This window comes from Luteibacter yeojuensis (assembly GCF_011742875.1).
GTDB classification, from domain to species: Bacteria; Pseudomonadota; Gammaproteobacteria; order Xanthomonadales; family Rhodanobacteraceae; genus Luteibacter; species Luteibacter yeojuensis.
In genome coordinates this window covers 2,920,774-2,940,702 of sequence record NZ_JAAQTL010000001.1, presented here as the reverse complement: position 1 = coordinate 2,940,702, position 19,929 = coordinate 2,920,774, and the positions used below count along the sequence as shown (strand labels likewise).

The 19,929-nt window shown below is 68.5% G+C and carries 19 protein-coding genes; 8 read left to right on the top strand and 11 right to left on the bottom strand.

Going from position 1 to position 19,929, the window contains the following annotated elements; genetic code table 11:
• Positions 1 to 157: 157 nt before the first annotated feature.
• Together HBF32_RS13355 and lanKC are read left to right on the top strand one after the other, a co-directional pair.
• Positions 158 to 295, top strand: a complete 138-nt coding sequence (locus HBF32_RS13355; RefSeq protein ID WP_166700086.1) for a hypothetical protein — start codon at positions 158 to 160, stop codon at positions 293 to 295.
• 80 nt (positions 296 to 375) lie between these two features.
• A complete protein-coding gene (gene lanKC / locus HBF32_RS13350; RefSeq protein ID WP_166700085.1) occupies positions 376 to 3,042 on the top strand; it encodes a class III lanthionine synthetase LanKC in 2,667 nt (888 codons plus the stop codon).
• A gap of 59 nt (positions 3,043 to 3,101) precedes the next feature.
• On the opposite strand, the gene HBF32_RS13345 is transcribed toward lanKC, so the two are convergent.
• The 5 genes from HBF32_RS13345 to HBF32_RS13325 form a co-directional block, all read right to left on the bottom strand.
• The gene (locus HBF32_RS13345) at positions 3,102 to 5,399 is read right to left on the bottom strand and encodes a TonB-dependent receptor (RefSeq protein ID WP_166700084.1); all 2,298 of its coding nucleotides are present in this window, start codon (positions 5,397 to 5,399) and stop codon (positions 3,102 to 3,104) included.
• 44 nt (positions 5,400 to 5,443) lie between these two features.
• On the bottom strand, positions 5,444 to 5,791 hold the full coding sequence (locus tag HBF32_RS13340; protein ID WP_166700083.1) for a DUF2946 family protein: 348 nt from the start codon (positions 5,789 to 5,791) through the stop codon (positions 5,444 to 5,446).
• An 80-nt stretch (positions 5,792 to 5,871) separates the two neighbouring features.
• On the bottom strand, positions 5,872 to 7,527 hold the full coding sequence (locus HBF32_RS13335; RefSeq protein ID WP_166700082.1) for an MFS transporter: 1,656 nt from the start codon (positions 7,525 to 7,527) through the stop codon (positions 5,872 to 5,874).
• Positions 7,524 to 8,984 carry an efflux transporter outer membrane subunit gene (locus HBF32_RS13330; RefSeq protein WP_166700081.1) on the bottom strand — a complete coding sequence of 487 codons (1,461 nt, stop codon included), beginning with the start codon at positions 8,982 to 8,984 and terminating at the stop codon, positions 7,524 to 7,526. The genes HBF32_RS13335 and HBF32_RS13330 overlap by 4 nt, the downstream gene beginning before the upstream one ends.
• Positions 8,981 to 9,970: an HlyD family secretion protein gene (locus HBF32_RS13325; protein WP_166700080.1), complete on the bottom strand. Its 990-nt coding sequence runs from the start codon at positions 9,968 to 9,970 to the stop codon at positions 8,981 to 8,983. The genes HBF32_RS13330 and HBF32_RS13325 overlap by 4 nt, the downstream gene beginning before the upstream one ends.
• 149 nt (positions 9,971 to 10,119) lie before the next feature.
• On the opposite strand from HBF32_RS13325, the gene modA reads away from it, so the two are divergent.
• From modA to HBF32_RS13310, 3 genes are read left to right on the top strand one after another with little or no spacing between them, the layout of a single operon-like run.
• On the top strand, positions 10,120 to 10,866 hold the full coding sequence (modA, locus tag HBF32_RS13320; RefSeq protein ID WP_166700079.1) for a molybdate ABC transporter substrate-binding protein: 747 nt from the start codon (positions 10,120 to 10,122) through the stop codon (positions 10,864 to 10,866).
• 5 nt (positions 10,867 to 10,871) lie between these two features.
• Positions 10,872 to 11,546, top strand: a complete 675-nt coding sequence (gene modB, locus HBF32_RS13315) for a molybdate ABC transporter permease subunit (protein ID WP_166700078.1) — start codon at positions 10,872 to 10,874, stop codon at positions 11,544 to 11,546.
• Positions 11,543 to 12,211, top strand: coding sequence for an ABC transporter ATP-binding protein (locus HBF32_RS13310; RefSeq protein WP_166700077.1), 669 nt, complete (start codon positions 11,543 to 11,545; stop codon positions 12,209 to 12,211). Before modB ends, HBF32_RS13310 begins: the two co-directional genes overlap by 4 nt.
• A 143-nt stretch (positions 12,212 to 12,354) precedes the next feature.
• Here the strand turns inward: HBF32_RS13310 and HBF32_RS13305 are convergent, their stop codons facing one another.
• Entirely contained in the window at positions 12,355 to 13,149 is a 795-nt protein-coding gene (locus HBF32_RS13305) for a TOBE domain-containing protein (protein WP_166700076.1), read from the bottom strand.
• A gap of 94 nt (positions 13,150 to 13,243) precedes the next feature.
• On the opposite strand from HBF32_RS13305, the gene HBF32_RS13300 reads away from it, so the two are divergent.
• The 3 genes from HBF32_RS13300 (at position 13,244) to HBF32_RS13290 (ending at position 15,879) form a co-directional block, all read left to right on the top strand.
• Complete coding sequence (locus HBF32_RS13300) at positions 13,244 to 14,188, top strand: lysylphosphatidylglycerol synthase transmembrane domain-containing protein (protein ID WP_166700075.1); 945 nt, start codon at positions 13,244 to 13,246, stop codon at positions 14,186 to 14,188.
• Positions 14,185 to 15,330 (top strand): serine hydrolase domain-containing protein, encoded by a 1,146-nt coding sequence (locus HBF32_RS13295; RefSeq protein ID WP_166700074.1) that lies wholly within the window; start codon positions 14,185 to 14,187, stop codon positions 15,328 to 15,330. Before HBF32_RS13300 ends, HBF32_RS13295 begins: the two co-directional genes overlap by 4 nt.
• Before the next feature lie 72 nt (positions 15,331 to 15,402).
• Positions 15,403 to 15,879, top strand: coding sequence for a T6SS immunity protein Tdi1 domain-containing protein (locus HBF32_RS13290; protein ID WP_166700073.1), 477 nt, complete (start codon positions 15,403 to 15,405; stop codon positions 15,877 to 15,879).
• A 60-nt stretch (positions 15,880 to 15,939) separates the two neighbouring features.
• Here the strand turns inward: HBF32_RS13290 and HBF32_RS13285 are convergent, their stop codons facing one another.
• The 5 genes from HBF32_RS13285 to HBF32_RS13265 all read right to left on the bottom strand — a co-directional run bounded on the left by HBF32_RS13285 (position 15,940) and on the right by HBF32_RS13265 (position 19,717).
• Positions 15,940 to 17,214, bottom strand: a complete 1,275-nt coding sequence (locus HBF32_RS13285; protein WP_166700072.1) for an RNA polymerase sigma factor — start codon at positions 17,212 to 17,214, stop codon at positions 15,940 to 15,942.
• Between the two features lie 52 nt (positions 17,215 to 17,266).
• A complete protein-coding gene (locus tag HBF32_RS13280; RefSeq protein WP_166700071.1) occupies positions 17,267 to 18,031 on the bottom strand; it encodes a YciI family protein in 765 nt (254 codons plus the stop codon).
• A gap of 10 nt (positions 18,032 to 18,041) precedes the next feature.
• On the bottom strand, positions 18,042 to 18,491 hold the full coding sequence (locus HBF32_RS13275) for a VOC family protein (protein WP_166700070.1): 450 nt from the start codon (positions 18,489 to 18,491) through the stop codon (positions 18,042 to 18,044).
• Positions 18,488 to 18,949, bottom strand: coding sequence for a YciI family protein (locus HBF32_RS13270; RefSeq protein ID WP_166700069.1), 462 nt, complete (start codon positions 18,947 to 18,949; stop codon positions 18,488 to 18,490). The genes HBF32_RS13275 and HBF32_RS13270 overlap by 4 nt, the downstream gene beginning before the upstream one ends.
• 117 nt (positions 18,950 to 19,066) lie before the next feature.
• Positions 19,067 to 19,717, bottom strand: coding sequence for a sensor histidine kinase (locus HBF32_RS13265; RefSeq protein ID WP_166700068.1), 651 nt, complete (start codon positions 19,715 to 19,717; stop codon positions 19,067 to 19,069).
• Positions 19,718 to 19,929: the final 212 nt, after the last annotated feature.

Genomic DNA, 19,929 nt, shown 5'->3' with positions numbered 1-19,929 from the left:
CCGGACACGCGCGCGACCGTTTTCGATCGTTTGCGATAAAAAATCACGTTTCCTTGATGTTCCGGTGCCGGAACGGCGGGTTCCGCCTTGAGGCCGCGCACGACGAGAACCTAGATTCGCGCTGCGCACATGGCGCGAACGCATCGGGGAAAATCGTATGAACCGGATTCTCGAACTGCAACTCATGCATCTCGACCTGGCGACAGCGAACGAGACGAACGAGACGAACTACAGCACGTGCAGCAATCGCGCCTGCTCGACCGCCAACGGCGACGGCTTCGACGAGTTGTCGTAACGACGGTACCGGGGGAGGCATGGGGCGCCTGCGACGCCCCGTGCCCAGTGTACGGGCGATTTGCTGGGGGTTGGGTTGGCATGGAGCGACACACGGAGTTGTTGCAGTACACCGCCGTCGACAAGGAATTCTTCGAACCGTACGGGCGGCGCGAGATAGACACCGCCGACTTCGTCCAGCCGGTCCGGCGCATCGTTCCCGAGAAATGGCAGCTGCGCCGCTCGGGCATATGGATGCACTGTTCGCCACCCGGTGTCGAACTGCCGGCGCAAGGGTGGAAGATCCACGTATCCAGCGTGGCGTCCACGGCACGCATCGTCCTTTCCATCGCCGCCGCGGCCCTCGTCGCCTCGGGCACCGCGTTCAAGTTCGCCGCCGACGCAAGGACGCTGGCGGCCATCAACGGTAAGCGCTGGCCACGCGGAGGGTCCGGAAAGTTCATCACCGTGTATCCGCGTGGCGTCGACGATTTCCGTCGCATCATCGACGATCTCCATGTCGCATTGTCGGGCTACGTGGGACCCTACATTCTCAGCGACCGGCGCTACCGCGATTCGCGGGTGCTCTATTACCGCTATGGCGGCATCGCGGGCGAATATCGCATCGCCGCGGACGGGCGTCGCGAATACCTGCTGCGCGCGCCGGACGGGCAATGGGAGGTCGACGAGCGCAAGCCGTGCTTCCACCTTCCTCCCTGGCTGCGCGATCCGTTCCCGGGGGAAAGCGACGAGACGGGCGGTGCCGCCGCGCACCTGGGCGCGGGGCGGTTCCGCATACGAAAAGCCTTGTCGTTCTCTTCCGCCGGAGGCATCTACGTCGGCGAAGACCTCGATGAGGGCCGCCAGGTCATCATCAAGGAAGCGCGCCCGTTCATCGGCGGCGGCGACACCGCCACGGCCGCGTTGCGCAAGGAATTCCGCCTCCTGCGCCGGCTGGCGCCGCTCCGTGTGGCACCCATGCCGATCGCGCACTTCAGGGAGTGGGAGCACAGCTACCTCGTCGAGGAATTCATCGACGGCGATACGCTCCGCTGCTGGCTTGCGCGGCGTTACCCCTGGCTGAAGACCCGCGCCACCCGCGACGACGCGCAGCGCTACCTGCGGGAGGTCGCCGAGGTGTTCACGCGTTTCGCGGAAGCCCTGGAACTCGTCCACGATATCGGCGTGTCGATGGGCGACCTGTCGTTCCATAACTGCATCGTGACGCCCGGCGGCGAGGTACGCCTGATCGACCTGGAGACGGCGATCGAGGAAGGCCTCGATCTGCCGGTGGACTTGCGGACGCCGGGTTTCGCCTCGCCGCGACCGTTGCGCGACCATCCGGATGCGGCGCGGGCCGAGGACGCCTACGCCTTCGGAGCGAACCTGCTCGCGGCCATCATGCCGATGAATGCCATGCTGCCCCTCGACCGGCAGGCCGCTTCGCGCTTCGTACATCGCATGAGCGAGGACGTCGGTTACCCGGGCGCCCTGGCCGACATCGTCGGCGAGCTGCTCCATGGCGACGCGACGAAACGTCCCACGCCCGTCGCCGCCATGGCGACGCTTCGCAGGGCGCTCGAGGCGGCGCCTTCGCCGGCGCCGGCGACAGGAGAGGAGCCCGTGACGGATCGGGCCGATGCCTTGTTCGCCTATATCTCCGGCATGGCGATAAAGGCCCGCGCCGACCGGTACGTACCCGCGGGTCCGGAGGTATTCCAGAGCCATCCCTGGGGCGTGGCGCACGGTGCGTCGGGCGTGCTGCACGCCTACCTGCGTGGAGGCAGGACGCCGCCGCAAGGATTGCTGGATTATGTCGTCGACGGTGCGCGGCGCCGCCAGGATCGGGGTACGAGCCTGATGCATGGCGACGCCGGCATCGCCTGGGTGCTGTTCGACGCGGGCGAACGGGAGCTCGCGGCCTCCCTGCTGCGCGACCATTCGCCGGACGAGGCGATCCGCGAACGCGCAGGCCTCCACGACGGCATGGCGGGATGGGGCTTTGCCCGGATCAAGGCCTGGCGCGAAACGGCGGAATCCTGCTTCCTCACCGCCGCCGCGGAAGCCGGGGAGATCCTGCTGCGCGACGCCGTCGCCACCGAGGGCATGCTGCGCTGGCCGCGTGCGGGCTCGCAGCCCGTCGGCCTCGCCCATGGCGGCGCAGGCATCGCGCTCTTCCTGCTGCACCTGCATGTAGCCACGGGCGACGAGCGCTTCCTGCGTTCCGCCGACGCCGCGCTGGCGTACGACCTCGCGCAACGAGGCGCCAACCCCGATGGCGACGCGGCATGGCCGAAGAAAACCGGTGGCGCCACGCTGTTTCCGTACCTGCGCCACGGCACGGCGGGCATCGTCGCCGTGGCGGCGCGTTTCCATGCCTGCACGGCCGACGCGCGCTATCGCCACATCGTTCGCGGTGCCGAAGCCGACCTGATGCGACGGCACGCCATCTGTCCGGGCCTGTTCGACGGCCTGGCCGGCATCGGCGAGACCTTGCTCGATCTTGCCGAGACGTTTCCCGACAGCGCGGCCGGCTATCTCGCAGCGGCGAAACGCATCGCCGGCGGTATCGAGCCCTTCCTCGTATCGCGCGACGAAGGCTTCGCCGTCCCGGGGGCGGAACTGCTCCGCATCAGTTGCGATTTCGCGACCGGAAACGCGGGGGTGGGAGCCTTCTTCGATCGTCTCCATCGCGGCGGGCCGGCATCCTTCATGCTCGACGACCACCTGTCGCTCGCTTCGCTGAAGTTCTGCGACGGCGTTCCCTAGCGACGTCGCGGATCGGCTTTCGCCGGCGTTCGAGGCCGGCGGAAGCCTTATATCCACGGTCAGAGATGGAATCGGGCCTCCGCGAGCCAGGTGCGCGACGGGTAGGGGTAGTACACGTAGTAGCGACGGTCGGTGAGGTTGTCCACGCCTACGCCCAGGTCGATCCGGTCGCTGGCCTTCCACGACACCTTGGCATCGAAGGTAAGGAAATCGCTGGCGCCACCGAACGTATCCGGATGCACGTCGCTGTGGTCGAGCGTGTTGTACTGGCGGCCCGAGTAACGTCCGGCCAGGGTCAGCGCGAGACGCTCCGTGGCTCGCCATGTGGCGACCAGGTTCGCCCTCCAGCGCGGGATGCGGTAGAACTGTTTGCCTTCGGAAGCCGGATTGCGCGGGTTGCGTACCGTCGTGGCCTGTGTGTAGGCCACGTTCGCCGTGAGGTCGAGGCCTTGCCGGAGCGCATCGTGCGCATCGTAGCTCGCCTCGGCGCCGCGCGTGCGTACCAGCCCCACGTTCTGCACGCTGGTGATGTTCGGGAACACCGTCGTGTCGGTCTGGCTGAACAGCGTGTTCCGCGTATCGCTGCGATACACGGTGAAGCGCGCCACGCCGTTCTCGCGGTACCACTCCGCCGACAGTTCGCGGGAGAGATCGTTCTCGGGTTTCAGCGACGGATCGTTGTTCACCAGCGAGATGCCGTCGAACGTGCCCTGGAAGAGTTCGTTCACCGTGGGGAAGCGGTACGCACGCGCGCCGGACAGGCGCAACAGCACCGAGTCGCTCGCGCTCCACGCCAGCGAGACTTTCGGCGAGGTGTGCGATTCCTTGCGCTCGGTGTAGCCGACGCCGGCCGTCGCCGTCGAACGGAAGCCGCCGAAGGCGCGCCACTGTTCGTAGCGGGCGCCGAGGGTCAGGCGCCACCGCTCCGCGAGTTGCCATGCGTCCTGCAGGTAGACGGCCTGCGTCTGCGTGCTTCCGCCATTGGCCGCGACGAGGGGGCCGCCCCTCCCGTTACGCCATGCGTCGAGCGCATGCGTGGCGTTGTCCAGGCGATAGCCGTCGACATGGTAGCCAAAGCTCACCGTGTGGGTGCCCGGCGCGAGGCTGTCGGGTGTGTGGCTCGCACGGACGTCCAGCGTGCGCCATCGGCTGCCGTCCCCGGCGGTGAGGAGGCCCGCGCCATCATAGGTCACGGCGGACGCCACGCGGTCGCGGTTACGATCCATGTCGAAGTAGGAGACCTCGCCTTCCACGTTCCAGCCGGTCTCCCGGTGCGTGCCGAGCGAAAGCCCGTAAAGATAGTTGCGGCTCTGTCGCGTACCCGGTGCGAAGTAGTTCGCGGGCAAGGTGTACTGGCGGCCGTCGATCGCGACCGGCCCGGACCATACCGGGCGCCCCTGCGCATCGCGCAGGAAGGTGTCCGTACGATGCGAGAGATCCTGTTTCCAGTACCCCGCGGTGAGCGCCCCCGTCAGGTCGCGGGTGACGTCGTAGGTAAGGCGGACATGCGCTTCGTCCTGGCGCGTCGCCTCCTGGCCCTCGCTGTTGATGCCGACGATCTCGCGCGGCCGTCCGTTGGCGCCGGTATCGGCCACGGCACCGGTGACGGGATTCGACGTGGCCGGGTGCGTCGACAGGTTCTGCGTGGCGTAGACCAGCGGCTGGCCGTTCGATTGCAGGTGCGATATGCCGACGAGGAAGGCGAAGCGCCCGGAGCGATCGCCGATCGTCGCGGCCTGCCGGCTGCCGCCGAAGTCGCGATCCACGCCATGGGTGTCCACATGCTGGGTGAACACCTGCGCCTCGCCCGTGACTTCCAGCGTCTCCGGCATGCGCGTGGTCATGAGCACCGTGGCGCCGATGGCGTTGCCGGGATAGAGCGCGGAATAGGCGCCGTAGATCACTTCCACGCGGGCGAGGTTCCGCGGAAAGGCCATCGACCAGCGCGGCGGATTCGCCCAGTTGTTGCCCAGCAGGTTCGAAAGCAACAGGCCGTCGAGGTAGACGAGGCCGCGCGCGCTCTGCTGGTTGCTGGTACCGCGCACCGAGAAGGTCGCATTCTCGTCGCCGGCGAAGCGTTTGCGTATGCCGAAGGCGGGCAGGTATTTCAGCGCGTCCGCCGTATCGACGATGTTGAGCCGGTCGAGTCGCGCCGCGCTGACGGTTTCGACGACCGCCGGCATATCGGGATCGACGCTGGTGGCGGTCCTCGCCGCGGAGACGCGCACCTCGTGCAACGTCGTGGCGCGTTGCGGGTCGTCGGGTGCGTCGGCCGCATGCGCTGCCATCGAGGCGCTGCCGACGGCACAGGCGATGGCGCGCGCGAGCGCGCGCCCATGGAAGGTAGGCAGGAACATGAAGGAGTCCGTTGTCGTTGGCGCGAGTGGCGATCGGAAGGTGATCAGGCTTGCGCGGACGGTGGACCTCGGGCGGGTGCGTAGACGAGGCAGGTGGCCGGCCCGGCCCGGCATGTCGGCGCGGCGGCCGGAGCATGGCTCGCGGGCGCGAGTGCCTGGCCGACGAAGAAGCTGCCCGCCATGCCAGGCAGCTGCGTGAACAGCGTGCAGTACCCGCACGCATCGCCGCAATCCGCCGCCCCGTGCGAGTCGTGCCGGGCCGGCATGTCCGCCATCGCGTGATGGTGCATGGGCATCGACATGCCCGTGGGCATGGGCGTCGGTCCGAAGGCGGCGAGCGAACGCGATACCGTCGGGGCAAGCACGGTGAGCCAGACGGCAACGAGCGCCATCCATCCCAACCATCGCTTTCCCGCCGGGCTTCGACGCACCGGAACCGTCCTTCTGGCAACCCTGGAGGTGAGTCCAGGGATCATCGCACGGGTTCGCGTGAAGCTCCTGCGACACGGTGTCGCTGGCGTCGTACGCGGGGCTGGGGCCGGATGCAGGGCGGTACCGCCGGCGGATTCGCGATCACCGGCGGCTCGCGCAGGACAAGTACCAGGCCGACGCCGAGCACGGCGACGCTGGACGCCAGCAGGAAGCCGTCGAGCGCCGATAACGTGTACGACTGCGCGCGGACCGCGGCGGCCAGCAGGCCCGTGCCACGTGCTTCCGCATGGCCCGCGCCTTGCGACAATGAGCCGATGGCACGGGCGTAGGCCGCGATGCGTGCGGTCGTATCCGGCTCGCCGATGGAAATGTGCTGGCCGATGAGGTTGGAATGCAGTTGCTCCGCCTTGCGCGTGAACACGACGATGAGCGACGTGCCGAGCTGGCCGCCGAACAACCGCGCGGTCTGGATGATGGCGCCGAAGGTGATGCCATCCGCCGGCCCGAGGTGATGGCCGAAGAAATAGATCAGCGCGGTGAGTTCCAGCGTTTCGCCCATCGCCTGCAATAGCAGGGCGATGCTGAAATTGCCTTCCACCCATTGCGAGGTGATGCCGGTCGCGAGCAGGAATCCCGACGCGGCGATGGCGAGTCCCGTGCCGATGGCGAAACGCGGTTCCAGGCGTCCGAGCATCCAGGCGACCGCCGGAGCGATCACCAGCTGCGGCAGGGCGACCCACAGCACGGCATTGCCCACCTCCAGCGGGCGCAGGCCGCGCACCTGGATAAGGTAGTTGGTCACCAGCGTGTTGCTCGCGGTGACGAGGAAGCGCGTGATCAGCACGAGGACGATGAGCACGACCACGTTGCGGCGTACCAGCAGGCCGAAATCGATGCTGGGCGTGTCCAGCATCGATTCGTGCAGCAGGAACAGGCCCAGCGCCACGAAGCCGAGCGCGAAGAGCGCGACCACGAGCGACGAGGAGAGCCAGTCGAGCCGGTCGCCCTGGTCGAGCGCGATGAAGACGAGGGTGAATCCCGAGGCGGCGAGCAGCATGCCGCGAAAATCGCCGTGGCGCAGGTAGTCGCGGTCGACAGGCAGGCGGCGTAGGCCGAACCAGTACAGGAGGAAGAGCGGCCCGGCCACGAGGGTGTTCTGCCAGAAGATCCAGTGCCAGGTGGCGTGCTCCACGTACCAGCCTTCCAGCGACGAGGCGAGGTTGAGCCCGAGGATGATGTTCATGGCGTATGCCGCCAGTCCCCAGGGCCACAGGTGGCGCGGAAGCGAGGTCAGGATGAACGAGGCAGTGAGCGGGATGAAGGTGCCCGAGCCCAGCCCGGCGACGACCTGCAGGAACAGCAGCGTGGGCAGGTTGGGGGCGAGGGGCAGGAGGAATTCGGCCAGGCCGTAGACGACGCTGCCGGCCAAAAGCACGCGGCGCGGCGTGTAGACGCGGCCGAGGAAGATCGCGAGCGGTCCGATCATCATCTGCGCCGCGGAAAACGCCGTGGGTATCCAGGCACCTTCATCGAAGCCCGCGCCAATCGCACCGCGCACGTCGGCGAGGCCGATCGAGGTCAGGCGCGACGTGAGCGTGGTGGCGATAGCGCCCATCAGCACGGCGAAAATGCCGAGCCACGGGAGGTCGGCGGGCGGCGAGGGCGTGGCGGCCACCGTCCCGGGCGTCGCGCTCATCGCGTTTTCCCGGCGGCGGCGAGCGGCTGCCGGGGCACCGCTTCGCCCTCGCTCCAGCCACCGCCGAGCGCCTTGATCAGCGCCACCGCGGCAAGCAGCCGCTGCTGCTCGTTCTGGATCGCCGCGCGCCGGCTGGCCAGCGCCTGGCGCTCGGAGTCGACCACTTCGAAGTAGCCGGCGAGGCCGCGGTCGTAGCGCGAACGCGAGACTTTCGCCGCCGCGGTCGCCGCGTCCACCGTCGCGGCGAGAGCCTCGCCGCGCTCGCGCAGCCAGCGCGTTTCCGTGAGGGCGTCCTGCACTTCGCGAAAGGCGACGATGCCGCCCTGGCGCCAGTTCGCCAGCGCACCGCGATAGTTCGCTTCGGCCGCCTGCTGGTTGGCGCGGTTGCGGCCGCCTTCGAAGATCGGCAGGCGAACGGCCGGCCCGATCGACCATGCCTTGCTGTCGCCTGCCAGGAGGTCGCCGAGTCCGTTGCTCGCCACGCCGCCCGAAGCGGTGAGGCGGACCTGCGGAAAGAAGGCGGCCCGCGCCACGCCGATCCGCGCGCTGGCGGCGGCGAGGGCACGTTCGTCCGCTGCCACGTCGGGGCGCCGCTCGAGCAGCGAGGACGGAAGGCCTGCGGGAATATCGGGAACCACCGGGGTCCATGCGCGCGCGGCCACCGTGAAGTCCGGTGCGTTGCGTGCCTCCAGCACGGCCAGCGCGTGTTCGAGGTTGTCCCGGCGACGGCGCGCATCCGCAAGGTCGGCCCGGGTCTGGGCGAGATCGGCGCGGGCGCGGAGCACGTCGAGGTCGCCGACCACGCCGGCGTGGGCCCGGCGGTCCGCCAGATCCAGCGCGTCCTCGCGCAGGCTCACCGTGCGGACCAGCACGTCGATGTCGCGGTCGGCGCTGCGTAGGGAGAGATACGTGGACGCGGCGGCGGCCGCGAGGCTGAGCCGCAGCGCGGCGACGGTGTCGGCGTTGCCTTCCACGTCCGCGCCGGCGGCTTCCACGCTGCGCCGCACGCGGCCCCACAGGTCCACCTCGTACGCGACGTCGAGGGGGACGCGCCAGAGCGTCGTTTCCAGTTCGGGCAGGCGGTTCGACACGTTGCCGGACGTGCGGGCGCGCGCATAGGCCGGGTCCAGCGACACATCCGGGAATTCGTCCGCGCGGGCGACGCCGAGCAGTGCGCGGCTGCGGTCGTAGCGGGCCAGCGCGGCGGCCAGATCCTGGTTGGCGGCGAGCGTAGCCTCGACATGGCGGCCCAGATCCTCGTCGCCGAAGAGCGTCCACCAGGCATCGGGGACGGTGGACGTCGCGGCCGGCGCGTCGCGCCATGCCGCCGGTGCCGCCACGTCCGGCTTCCGATAGTCCGGCCCGAGCACGCAACCGCCGAGCACGGCGACAGCGATGGCCAGGATCGTCGCCGGAAGTGCACGGCCGCGGGCATGGGCTGGCACGTGCGGGCTCATGGCGAGGTTCCGTCCGCGCGGATCTTCACGACGGTGGAAAGGCCCGGCGTCAGCCGCTCGCGATAGCGGTGCAGGTCGTCGGGCGAGAACAGGATCTTCACCGGCACGCGCTGGACCACCTTGGTGAAATTCCCTGTCGCGTTGTCCGGCGGAAGGAGGGCGAACTGCGAGCCCGACGCCGGAGACAGGCTGTCCACCTTGCCGACGAACGCGATGCCGGGGAGGGCGTCGACGGTCATGTGCGCCCGGGTGCCGGGACGGATGCGCGCCAGCTGGGTTTCCTTGAAATTCGCCACCACCCAGACTTCGTCGGAGACGATCGAGAGCAGGGTCTGCCCGGCGTTGACCCGTGCGCCGACCTCCACGGTACGGCGTCCGACGTAGCCGCTCACCGGGGCGAGCACCCTGGTATAGCCGTAGGCAAGTTGCGCGTCGTGCAAGGCCGCCTCCCCCGTGGCGATCTGGGCACGGGCTATTTCGCGCGCCGCCGTCGCGGCCACCTTGCGTGCTTCGGCGCTCTTCCGGTTCGCCGCCGCCGAATCCGCGGCCGCCTTCGCCGCGTCGTATTCCTGCCGGGAGATGCCGCGCGGCGTCTCGTTCACCAGTTCGCCCGCGCGGCGCAGGTCGAGCACCGTCTTTCGCGCCGCCGCGTCCGCCGCCACGATCGCGGCCGTCGCCTCGGCGATCTGCGCTTCGGCGCTTGCCAGCTGACCCCTGGCCCGTGCGATTTCCGCGCGGGCCTGCTCCACGCGCACGTCGAAGTCGCGCGTATCGAGTTCCAGAAGCACGTCCCCGGCCTTCACATGCTGGTTGTCGTCCACGCGCAGGACCAGCACTGTGCCGGTGACACGCGGCGCGACCGGATGGATGCGGCCGGTCACGTAGGCATCGGTGGTGGTTTCGGTGCGGTCCAGCCAGAAGAACAGCAGCGCGGCCAGCGTGCCCAAGACGAGCAGCCCACCGATGATGCGCAGCGCCAGTTTCATGCGTGTCCCCTCGTGGCGAGAGATCACGCTGCCACCTGGGACGCCGTCTTGCTTGGTGATTCCTGCGTGCATGCAAAGGGGCGGTTTTGCGTTGACCTGGCGCTATATAGCTTTCTATATTGCGAGGCCTCCGCCTTCGGGACCGACCCATGCGCCTCCGTCCGCTCGTTGCGCTGCTCCTGTCAGCCGGGCCCTGCGCCGCACATGCGGCCGATCTCGTCGTGTCGGCCGCCGCCAGCCTCACCAACGCCTTCCAGGCCGTCGGCCGGTCGTACGAGGCACGGCATCCGGGCACGCATGTCGTCCTCAACTTGGCCGCCTCGGACGTGCTGTTGCGCCAGATCGTGAACGGCGCGCCGGCGGATGTGTTCGCTTCGGCGGACGAGGCCGCGATGGACAAGGCGGTGGCGGCGGGCGCCGTCGATCCCGCCACCCGGCAGGATTTCGCACGCAACCGGCTCGTCCTGATCGTGCCGAAAGATGCCCGCGTGCCGGTGTCGTCGCCGGGCGGCCTCGCAGCCGATGACGTGAAGCGGGTGGCCTACGGCGATCCCGCCTCGGTGCCGGCCGGACGCTACGCCAAGGCCGGACTGGAACAACTGGGCTTGTGGGAGAGGGTATCGGCCAAGGGCGTGCTGGCGCAGAACGTGCGCCAGGCACTCGACTACGTCGCCAGGGGCGAAGTGGATGCGGGGCTGGTCTTCGCGACCGACGCGGCGATCGTGCGCGACCAGGTGAACGTGGTCGCGGAGGTGCCGACGCCGACACCGGTCACGTATCCCATCGCCATCGTCGCCCATGCCGGTCAGGCGCGGGAGGCGGCCGCCTTCCAGGCATTCGTGCAGTCGACCGAAGGCCGGAAGATCCTCGCCGGCTTCGGTTTCCAGGCACCCTGAATCCCATGGGCGCGACCTGGGTGCCGCTCGTGCTCACGCTGAAGGTCGCGCTGTGGGCCACGGCGATCAACCTCGTGCTCGGCGTGGCCGTGGCCTTTGGCCTCTCGCGATGGCGCTCGCACGCGCGCGAAGTGGTGGACTCGATTCTCACCTTGCCGCTGGTCCTGCCGCCGACCGTACTTGGCTACTACCTGCTGGTGCTGCTGGGCCGGCAAGGCGTGCTGGGCGACTGGCTGGATCGTCTCGGCATCCATCTGGTCTTCACCTGGCAGGGCGCGGTGATCGCCTCCACCCTGGTCGCCTTTCCCCTCGTCCAGAAGGCGGCCCGCGCGGCGTTCGAAGCCGTGGACCCCCAGTTCGAGGACGCGGCGCGCGTGCTCGGTCTGGGTGGCGTGGCCGTGTTCTTCCGCGTGTCGCTGCCGCTCGCCATGCGCGGCATCACCGCCGGTGCCCTGCTGGCTTTCGCCCGTGCGATGGGCGAGTTCGGGGCGACGCTGATGATCGCGGGCAACCTGCCGGGGCGCACGCAGACGTTGTCGGTGGCGATTTATTCCGCCGTGCAGGCGGGGGACGACCGCTCCGCCGGCATCATGGTGATCGTCACCTCGGTCACCTGCGTGCTGGCGCTGCTGCTGGCCGGCTGGCTGGCGCCCGACCACCTGCGGCGGTCGCGGTCATGAGTGTCGACGTCTCCGTCCGCAAGGTGCTGCGCGCCGACGATCGCGTCTTCGAACTCGACGTCGCCTTCGCATCGGCGCATCGGCGCATCGTGTTGTTCGGTCACTCCGGCGCGGGCAAGAGCCTGACGCTGCGCGCGATGGCCGGCCTGCTCGCGCCCGATGAGGGGCATGTGCGGGTGGACGGCCGGACGCTGTTCGATGCCACGGCGCGCGTGAACCTTGCCGCGCGGGATCGCGGTGTCGCCTATGTGTTCCAGGATTACGCGCTCTTTCCCCACCTCACCGTCGCGCAGAACATCGGTTTCGGGCTGGATCGGGGCTGGTTCAATCCCCGCCGCCGCATGCGCGACGAACGGGTAGGGCGCTGGCTGGATACCTTCGAACTCGCCGCCGTCGCCGACAGTTATCCGTCGCGCATTTCCGGCGGCCAGCGCCAGCGCGTGGCCCTGGCCCGTGCGCTTGTCGCGGAGCCACGGCTGGTGCTGTTGGACGAACCGTTCGCCGCGCTGGATCCCGCGCTGCGCGGCCGGATGCGCTCGGAACTGCGTGCCTTGCAGGCGCGGCTGGATCTGCAGATGCTGGTCATCACGCACGACCCGGCAGACGTCGAGGCGCTGGACGGCCATACCATCGAACTCCGCGACGGCCGCGTCCTTAAAATGTAGGAGCGATTGTCTTTGTGGGAGACGCTTCAGCGGCGATGGGTGCTCGCGGCACGCTGGCCCACTGCCGCGGGATCGCCGGCATAGCCGGTTCCTACAAGGTTCCTTGAAGCCGTGAACTGAATTCCCCCACCGCCAGAGCGACCTCAGTCGGTAACGCCGAGGATGACAGACGACGCGTCGAAGATGGCTACCACCGGCAGGCCTTCGACAAGGCCCAGCGCCTTGGCGCTTTCCCGGGTGACGATGGCGGTCATGCTGCCACCGCCGTCCAGGGCCATCGTCACCTCGCAGTGCACGGCGCCGGGCTGAACGCGCGACACCGTGCCGGGAAGGCGATTCGCGGCCGACAGGCGGAGTTCGTCGTCCGCCAGCGCGAGGATCACCCAGCTCGCCTTGACCATCGCCACGACGGCGCGGCCGGCGGCGAGGCCGAGACTGGCCGTGCTCTCCCGCGTCACCGTGGCGACGAGCGGCGTTCCGCCGGGCAGTTCGACGTCCACGGTGTCGTTCACGGCGCCTTCGGCGATGTGCCGGACGATGCCGGCCAGCTGGTTGCGAGCGCTCGTTCGCATCGTGAATGTCCTCAACAGGTGGAGGTCCTGGGTGGCGTCCTCGCCGAGGACCGCCAGGCGCTCCACGAAGCGGCGGTGTTCGGCTTCGATGCCGCGGAACGAAGCGATGAGCCGTTGCGCGCGCGGGGTCAGCGTCGCGCCGCCACCCCCCCGACCGCCTGCCGAACGCAGCACGAGCGCCTCGCCGGCCAGGTTGTTCATGGCCTCCACGGCGTCCCACGCGCCCTTGTAGCTCATCCCCACGGCCTTGGCAGCGGCCGTGATCGAGCCGGTGGCGCCTATCTGGGCCAGGAGTTCGACCCGGTCGCTGCCGCCCCAGCGGCGGGCGCCATCGGTGAGCCAGAGCGAGCCTTCGTAGTGGAGCATCGGTTTCCCCGTGGGCGGCTGCCCAAGTTTAGGCTTCCCGGCCCGGTCGTGGGATGATGCCCGCCGTTTATGGCGAAGCGGCAAGGGCACGGCGGTGGCGGACAGGCAAGAGACGAGGAACCCCAGGACCATCGCGATCCGGAGGGCGAAGTACGCCCTCACGGCGGCGATCGTCGGCGGTGCGGTCTTCCTCCTCCATCGCTATATCGAGCGCATGGCCTGGCAGGACGTGCGCGAGGCGTTCGAGCGCATTCCGCGCTGGCACGTGGTCGGCTCCATCGCGGCGACGATGCTCAGCTGGATCTGCCTCACCGCCTACGACGTCTTCGCCGTGGAAACGGTGGTGCCCGGCAAGGTGCCGATGCGGATGAAGATTTTTTCAGGATTCACGACGCACGCCATCTGCAACGCACTGGGTTTCCACGCGATCACCGGTACGGCGTTGCGCTATCGCGTGCTCTCGACGCAGGGCGTCGGCGCGGCGGACGTCGCCCGTGTCGTCGGCCTGGTGGGTTTTGCCGTGGGCATGGGCTTCGCCTCCGTGACCTGCCTGGCCCTCCTGCTCGAACCGTCCATCGCACAGGGCTGGGGACGCTGGCCCGGCATCGCGCTGATCGTGCTCTTCGTGGTGCTGCTGCGCTGGCTCGCCGGCAAGCACGACGAATTGACAGTGTGGAAGTTCAGCACGCCGGTGCCGTCCGCCCGGTCGGCGGGGGCGCAGATGGCGATAGGCGTCGTGGAAATGGTGGGTGCCACGGGTGCGATGTACCTCCTGCTGCCTGCCGAGATCGCCGGCGACTTCCTCGATTTCGCACCGATCTATGTCGGCGCGATCCTCGCCGGCATCGTCAGCAACGCGCCGGGCGGCATCGGCGCGTTCGAGGCGTTGACCCTGGCCGCGTTCCCGCAGGAGCAGCGTGCGCAGGTGCTGGCGGCCCTGCTCGCCTATCGCGCCATCTACGGGCTCGGTCCGCTCGTGGTGGCCTCGCTGGCGCTCGGCGCGTTCGAAGTGCGCCGCCGTATCGCGGCACCCGCATGAAGGTCGCGGCGTGGCTCCTCGCCCTGTCGTTGCTGGCGGGCTGCGCGGCACAGCACGCTCGCCGTACCGACGTGCTGTTCTGGAACCAGCCGCAGCGCGAGGCCGCGTTCCGCGCGATGGAAACGCATTACGCGAGCAACGTCGTACACCACGGCAAGGCGCGTCCGCTTCCCGCGGGGGCACCGCTCGTGCCGCGTTTCGCGGATGGCACGACGCTGGAGGCGTACATGGCCGCCCACCACGTGGCTGGCGTGATGGTGGTGCAGGATGGCCGGGTCCGCCTGGAGCGCTACGGCCTCGGCGCCGGCCCGGCCACGCGCTGGACGTCGTTCTCGGTCGCCAAGTCGTTCACCGCGACGCTGGTCGGCGCCGCGCTGCGCGACGGCGCCATCCACGGTCTCGACGACAAGGTGACGCGCTACATCCCCGAGCTGTCGGCGGGTGCGTATCGCGACGTCACGGTGCGCCAGCTGCTGGAAATGACCTCGGGCGTGCGCTGGAACGAGGACTATGTCGATCCGCATTCCGATGTCGCCATGATGTACGAAGGCGTGCGCCAGCCCGGCGTGCCGCTGCTCGTCACCTACATGTCGCGCCTCCCGCGCGATTTCCCCCCGGGAGAGCATTGGGTTTACAAGACCGGCGAAACCGACCTGGTGGGCATCCTCGTGACGCGCGCGACAGGCCGCACGCTGGCGGCCTATCTGTCCGAGAAAATCTGGAAGCCGTATGGCATGGCGGCCGATGCGCTCTGGCTGAAGGACGAGGTCGACGGCACCGAGGCCGGAGGCTCGGGCGTATCCGCCACGCTCGCCGATTACGCCCGCCTGGGGCAGTTCCTGCTCGATGGGGGCGTCGCCGCGGGGAAGCCGGTACTGGCCGACGGCTGGATCGCCGACGCCACGCGCAAGCATGCGGACATCGGGGCGCCGGGTCGCGGTTACGGCTACCAGTGGTGGACGTATGACGATGGCAGCTTCGAGGGCATCGGTATTTTCGGCCAGCTGTTGCACGTCGATCCCCGGCGGCACCTCGTGGTGGTGCAGCTCGCCGCCTGGCCGGTAGCCACCGATGAAGCGCAGGCCACGGCGCGAGCCGATTTCGTCAAGGCGGTGAACCGCGCCGTGGACACTCATCCGTAGGAGCCGCCACGACGGCGGGAAGCCACCTGTGCGGGGTAGTAAACTGGCGTCCCCGCTCAACAGGCCCCCCTCATGGCCCTCTCCTGGAACGATCTCACCTGCACGCCCGACAAGGAAGCCATCGACGCGCTCGCCGAATCCTGGCGCTGGCGCATCGGCGACGCCTTCACACCGCTCCTGTTCACCGCGCTGGGCGACATGTTCTACGAGGCCGACGAAGGCGGCATCTTCTGGCTCAACACGGGAACGGCGGAACTCGAACGCGTGGCCGAGAGCGTGCCGGGCTTCAACCAGCTGCTGCGTGAGGAAGCCGCGGAGGACTGGCTGCTGCCGTCGCTGGTCGAGGCGCTGATCGAGGCCGGCAAGACGCGCGCGGAAGGCGAGTGCTACACGTACGTCACCCTGCCGGTTTTCGCGGAAGGCGAATACAGCGTGGAGAACCTCAACCCGGTTCCCGCGAAGGAGCATTTCGAACTCACGGGCTCCGTCCTGCAACAGCTCCAGGATGTCCCCGACGGCACCAGCGTGAACATCGACATCACGCACTGAGCGCCGCGCCAGCCGGGTGACGTCTTCCTCGCGCCCGGGGACCGATTCCGGGATGCCGGCTCAACTCTGGAACGGCAGCGCGCAGGCTTCGGCGCGGGCTTCGAGCAGGCGGCGTTCGCGGTCGTTGCGGGTCATGCCGGCGGCGCGCAGGAAGGCGTCGCGCGCATCGCCGGTCCGGCCGAGGCGGAAGAGCAGGTCGCCATGGACGCTGGGCAGCAGGTGGTAGTCCTTCAGCGAGGGCTCGTCGAGCAGGGCTTCGACGATAGGCAGGGCCGCCCCCGGACCTTCCGCCATCGATACCGCCACGGCCCGGTTGAGTTCGACCACCGGGGAAGGGAGCACATCCACCAGTTGCGCGTACAAGGCGGCGATGCGCAGCCAGTCGGTGTCCTCCGCCCGCGTGGCACGCGCATGGCAGGCGGCGATCGCCGCCTGGAGGGCGTAAGGGCCGCGCTGTCCGCCCAGCCGTTCGGCGCGTTCCAGCGCCTTGATGCCGCGGCCGATCAGTAAACGGTCCCAGCGGCTTCGGTCCTGGTCGAGCAGCAGGACCGGTTCTCCATCCTTTCCGGTGCGCGCACCCAGGCGCGATGCCTGGATTTCCATCAGCGCGACGAGCCCGTGCACTTCCGGTTCGGCCGGCATCAGTTCCGCGAGCACACGGCCCAGGCGTTGCGCCTCCTCGCACAGGGCCGGCCGCATCCAGTCGCCGCCCGTGGTGGCGGCATAGCCCTCGTTGAAGATGAGGTAAAGCACGCGCAGCACCGAAGCGAGGCGTTCCTTCAGGGCATCGCCGCGAGGTACTTCATAAATCACCGCTTCGTCGGCGAGGCTGCGCTTCGCACGGACGATGCGTTGTGCCACCGTGGCTTCCGGCAGGATGAAGGCGCGCGCGATCTCGTCGGTGGTCAGGCCGCCAAGCAGGCGCAGCGTGAGCGCGACCCGTGCCTCGATCGACAGGACCGGGTGGCAGGCGGTGAAGATGAGCCGCAGCATGTCGTCGCCGATGTCGTCGTCGAGCGCGTCGATCAGCTTGTCGTCGTGGGACTCGAGCAGGCCCTCCATGTCCTGGCCCAGCGCCTCCAGCTTGCGCCCGGCCATCCGCTCGCGGCGGATGCGGTCCACGGCGCGATGCTTGGCGGTCTGGGTCAGCCAGGCGCCCGGATTGCGCGGAACCCCGTCGCGCGGCCACTGCTCCAGCGCCGAGACGAGCGCGTCCTGGGCCAATTCCTCGGCCAGGTCGAGATCGCGGACCATGCGTGCGATCGTCGCGATCAGGCGCGGCGATTCGATCTTCCAGATCGCGTCGATGGCGCGGTGGGTATCGTGCGTGGTCATGACCACGCATGACAGCATTCGCCGCCATGCGTGGCAAGCCGCGTTGCGTCAATCAGGCCGGGATCAGGTCTTCCATTCGCCACAGTTCGCGGATTTCGAGGCGGGCATCGTCGCCGTCCGGGAACGGAAAGGTTTCCGCCCAGGCGATGACGTCGTCGATGCCGTCCACGCGAAGCACCCAGAAGCCCGCGACCATTTCCTTGATTTCGGCGAAGGGGCCGTCCAGCACCGTGGGCTTGCCCTTGCCGAACGTCACCCGCTTCGCATGCCGGCTGGACGACAGGCCGTGACCGGCAATGAGGAAGCCGGCTTCGTGTCCCGCGCGGTTGGCCTCGCTCATGCGGCCGAGCTGTTCCGGGCCGGGATTCCAGTCCGTCTCGCTGCGCTCGTTCGCCTTGAGCATCACCATGTAGCGCGGCTTGGGCGATTCCTCCTCGCTGGGATTGCCGAAGCCGGAAAGCCCTCCGGGGCAACCGATGGGGCGGATGTCGATCTCGGCCTGGCCGTGCGCGTCTTCCGCCGGCCAGCCCTTCACCCATGCCACGGCGTCTTCCATCGATGCCGCTTCGATGATGCTGAACCCGGCGACGAGTTCCTTCGTTTCCGCGAAGGGGCCATCGACGGTGATCGCCTTGCGGCCGGGACCGAAGGTGACCCGAACGCCCGCGCTGCTGGGCTTCAGGCCTTCGCCGGCAAGCAGGCGGCCCTCGGCCGCCAGCGTGTCGATGTACTCGCCCATCGCCTCGAGCAGTTCGCGGCTGGGCATCACGCCGGCCTCGCTGTCATGGTCCGCCTTGCGGACGATGAGGAATTGCATGGTTCGCTCCTTACGGGCTGGGTTTGTCGCCCGCGTTGACCATCCAGGGCACGCCGAACTTGTCCGTGCACATGCCGAAGCCCTGTGCCCAGAAGGTTTCGCCATAGGGCATCTCCACCTTGCCACCCTCGGCAAGGGCGTCGAAAACCTTCCCGCCCTTCTTGGCGTCGTCGATGCCGATCGCGACCCTGACGCCCTGGATGGGCTTGAAGTCCTTCATGTCGCCGTCCGATCCCATGATCATCTGGTCGCCGACGGAGAGGCTCGCGTGCATGATCTTATCGCCCATGCCGGACATGTCCATGCCACCGCATCCGTCGTCGCTGCCACCGGCGTTCTCCTGCGGGGGCATTTCGTTGAAACGATGCAGCTCGTTGATCTTTCCGCCGAGCGCTTTCTCGTAGAACCTGAAGGCTTCTTCGCAGTCACCGTTGAAAAACAAGTAGGGCTGGATCTTCATGTGAACTCCTTTCGTTGGGGGTGGTTCGACTCATGGCGGGACGCCAGTTCGGCGCGCAGGCGTTCTTCCTGCGCGTGTGCTTCGGGAGTGAATTCGGCGCCGAAGTCCTCGGCATCGTAGACGCGGCGAATCTCAATTTCTGAGTCGATGCCTTCGAACGGATTGGGTGCCCGTTTCATCCATTCGATGGCTTCGTCGAGGGAGCGCAACTGCAGCAGCCAGAATCCGGCGATGAGCTCGCCGGTCTCGGGGAAGGGGCCGTCGACCACCTCGCGCCGGTCGCCCTGGAAACGCACGCGGGCGCCGGCGCTGCTCGGATGCAGGCCTTCCCCTGCCAGCATCACGCCGGCCCGGCACATGGCTTCGTTGAAGTGGCCCATGGCCGTGAGCAATTCCTCACTGGGCATCACGCCGGCCTCGGAGGCCGCGGTCGCTCTCACCATCACCATGAAACGCATCGTCGTACTCCCGCGAGGGCCCGGGCGATCCCGGGCGTTCATGGAGACGTCGATTGTGGACCGGTGGAATCGACAAGGGCGACCGACATTTATTCGACCCCCGGCGACCGGAGGCGATCAGGCCCGCCGGGCGGGGGCCTCGAAGACGGCCCGGACGCCATCCGGCTCGAAGCGGATGGCCGCCTCGCCACGCGCTTCGCCGGCAAGCGTCCGCTCGATGAACCGGGTGCCGAACCCGCGCCGGAGCGGGGGTTTCACCGGGGGGCCACCGCGCTCCTTCCATTCCAGCCGTACCCTACCGCCCGCCTGTCCGACGACGAACGACCAGGCGATGGTCACGGTGCCGGCAGCGGTGGACAGGGCGCCGTACTTGCTCGCATTGGTGAGCAGCTCGTGCAGCGCCATGGCCACCGCCACGGCGGTTTCGGCATCCAGCACGAGCGGCGGGCCGGAGACGTTCACCCTGGCGTTACCGGGATCGTGCGGGGCGATGGTGGACTCGACGACCCCCAGGAAGGCCACATGCCGGACCGGTCGTGTCAGCAGCAGGTCGTGCGCGCTGGCCAGCGCGCGAAGGCGGCTCTCGAACGCGTCCATGGAACTGTCGAGCGGACGATCGTCGCGAAAACTCTGCCGGGCCATGGCCTGCACGACCATGAGCATGTTCTTCATGCGATGGTTCAGGTCGTCGATCACCACGCGCTGTGCGCGTGCGGTGTCGCGCAGGACCATCACGTCGTCCATTGGGCTTGTCGCATTGTCGCTCATCGTATCTACCGTCAGGCCCGCGCTTTCGAATCCCCTCGCGCGGAGCGTCCCATGCGGCACGGCCCGCTTCCTGCGGCCCCGCCATCCGCTTCCCCCGCGGACGTCTCGACGATAAAGCAAGATAGATGCCCGTTACATGAGGTTACGCGGCCACCGTGAGCCAGATCACGCCAGGAGGATTTAGATCGATTTTTGAGATTTCTTCTATTGTG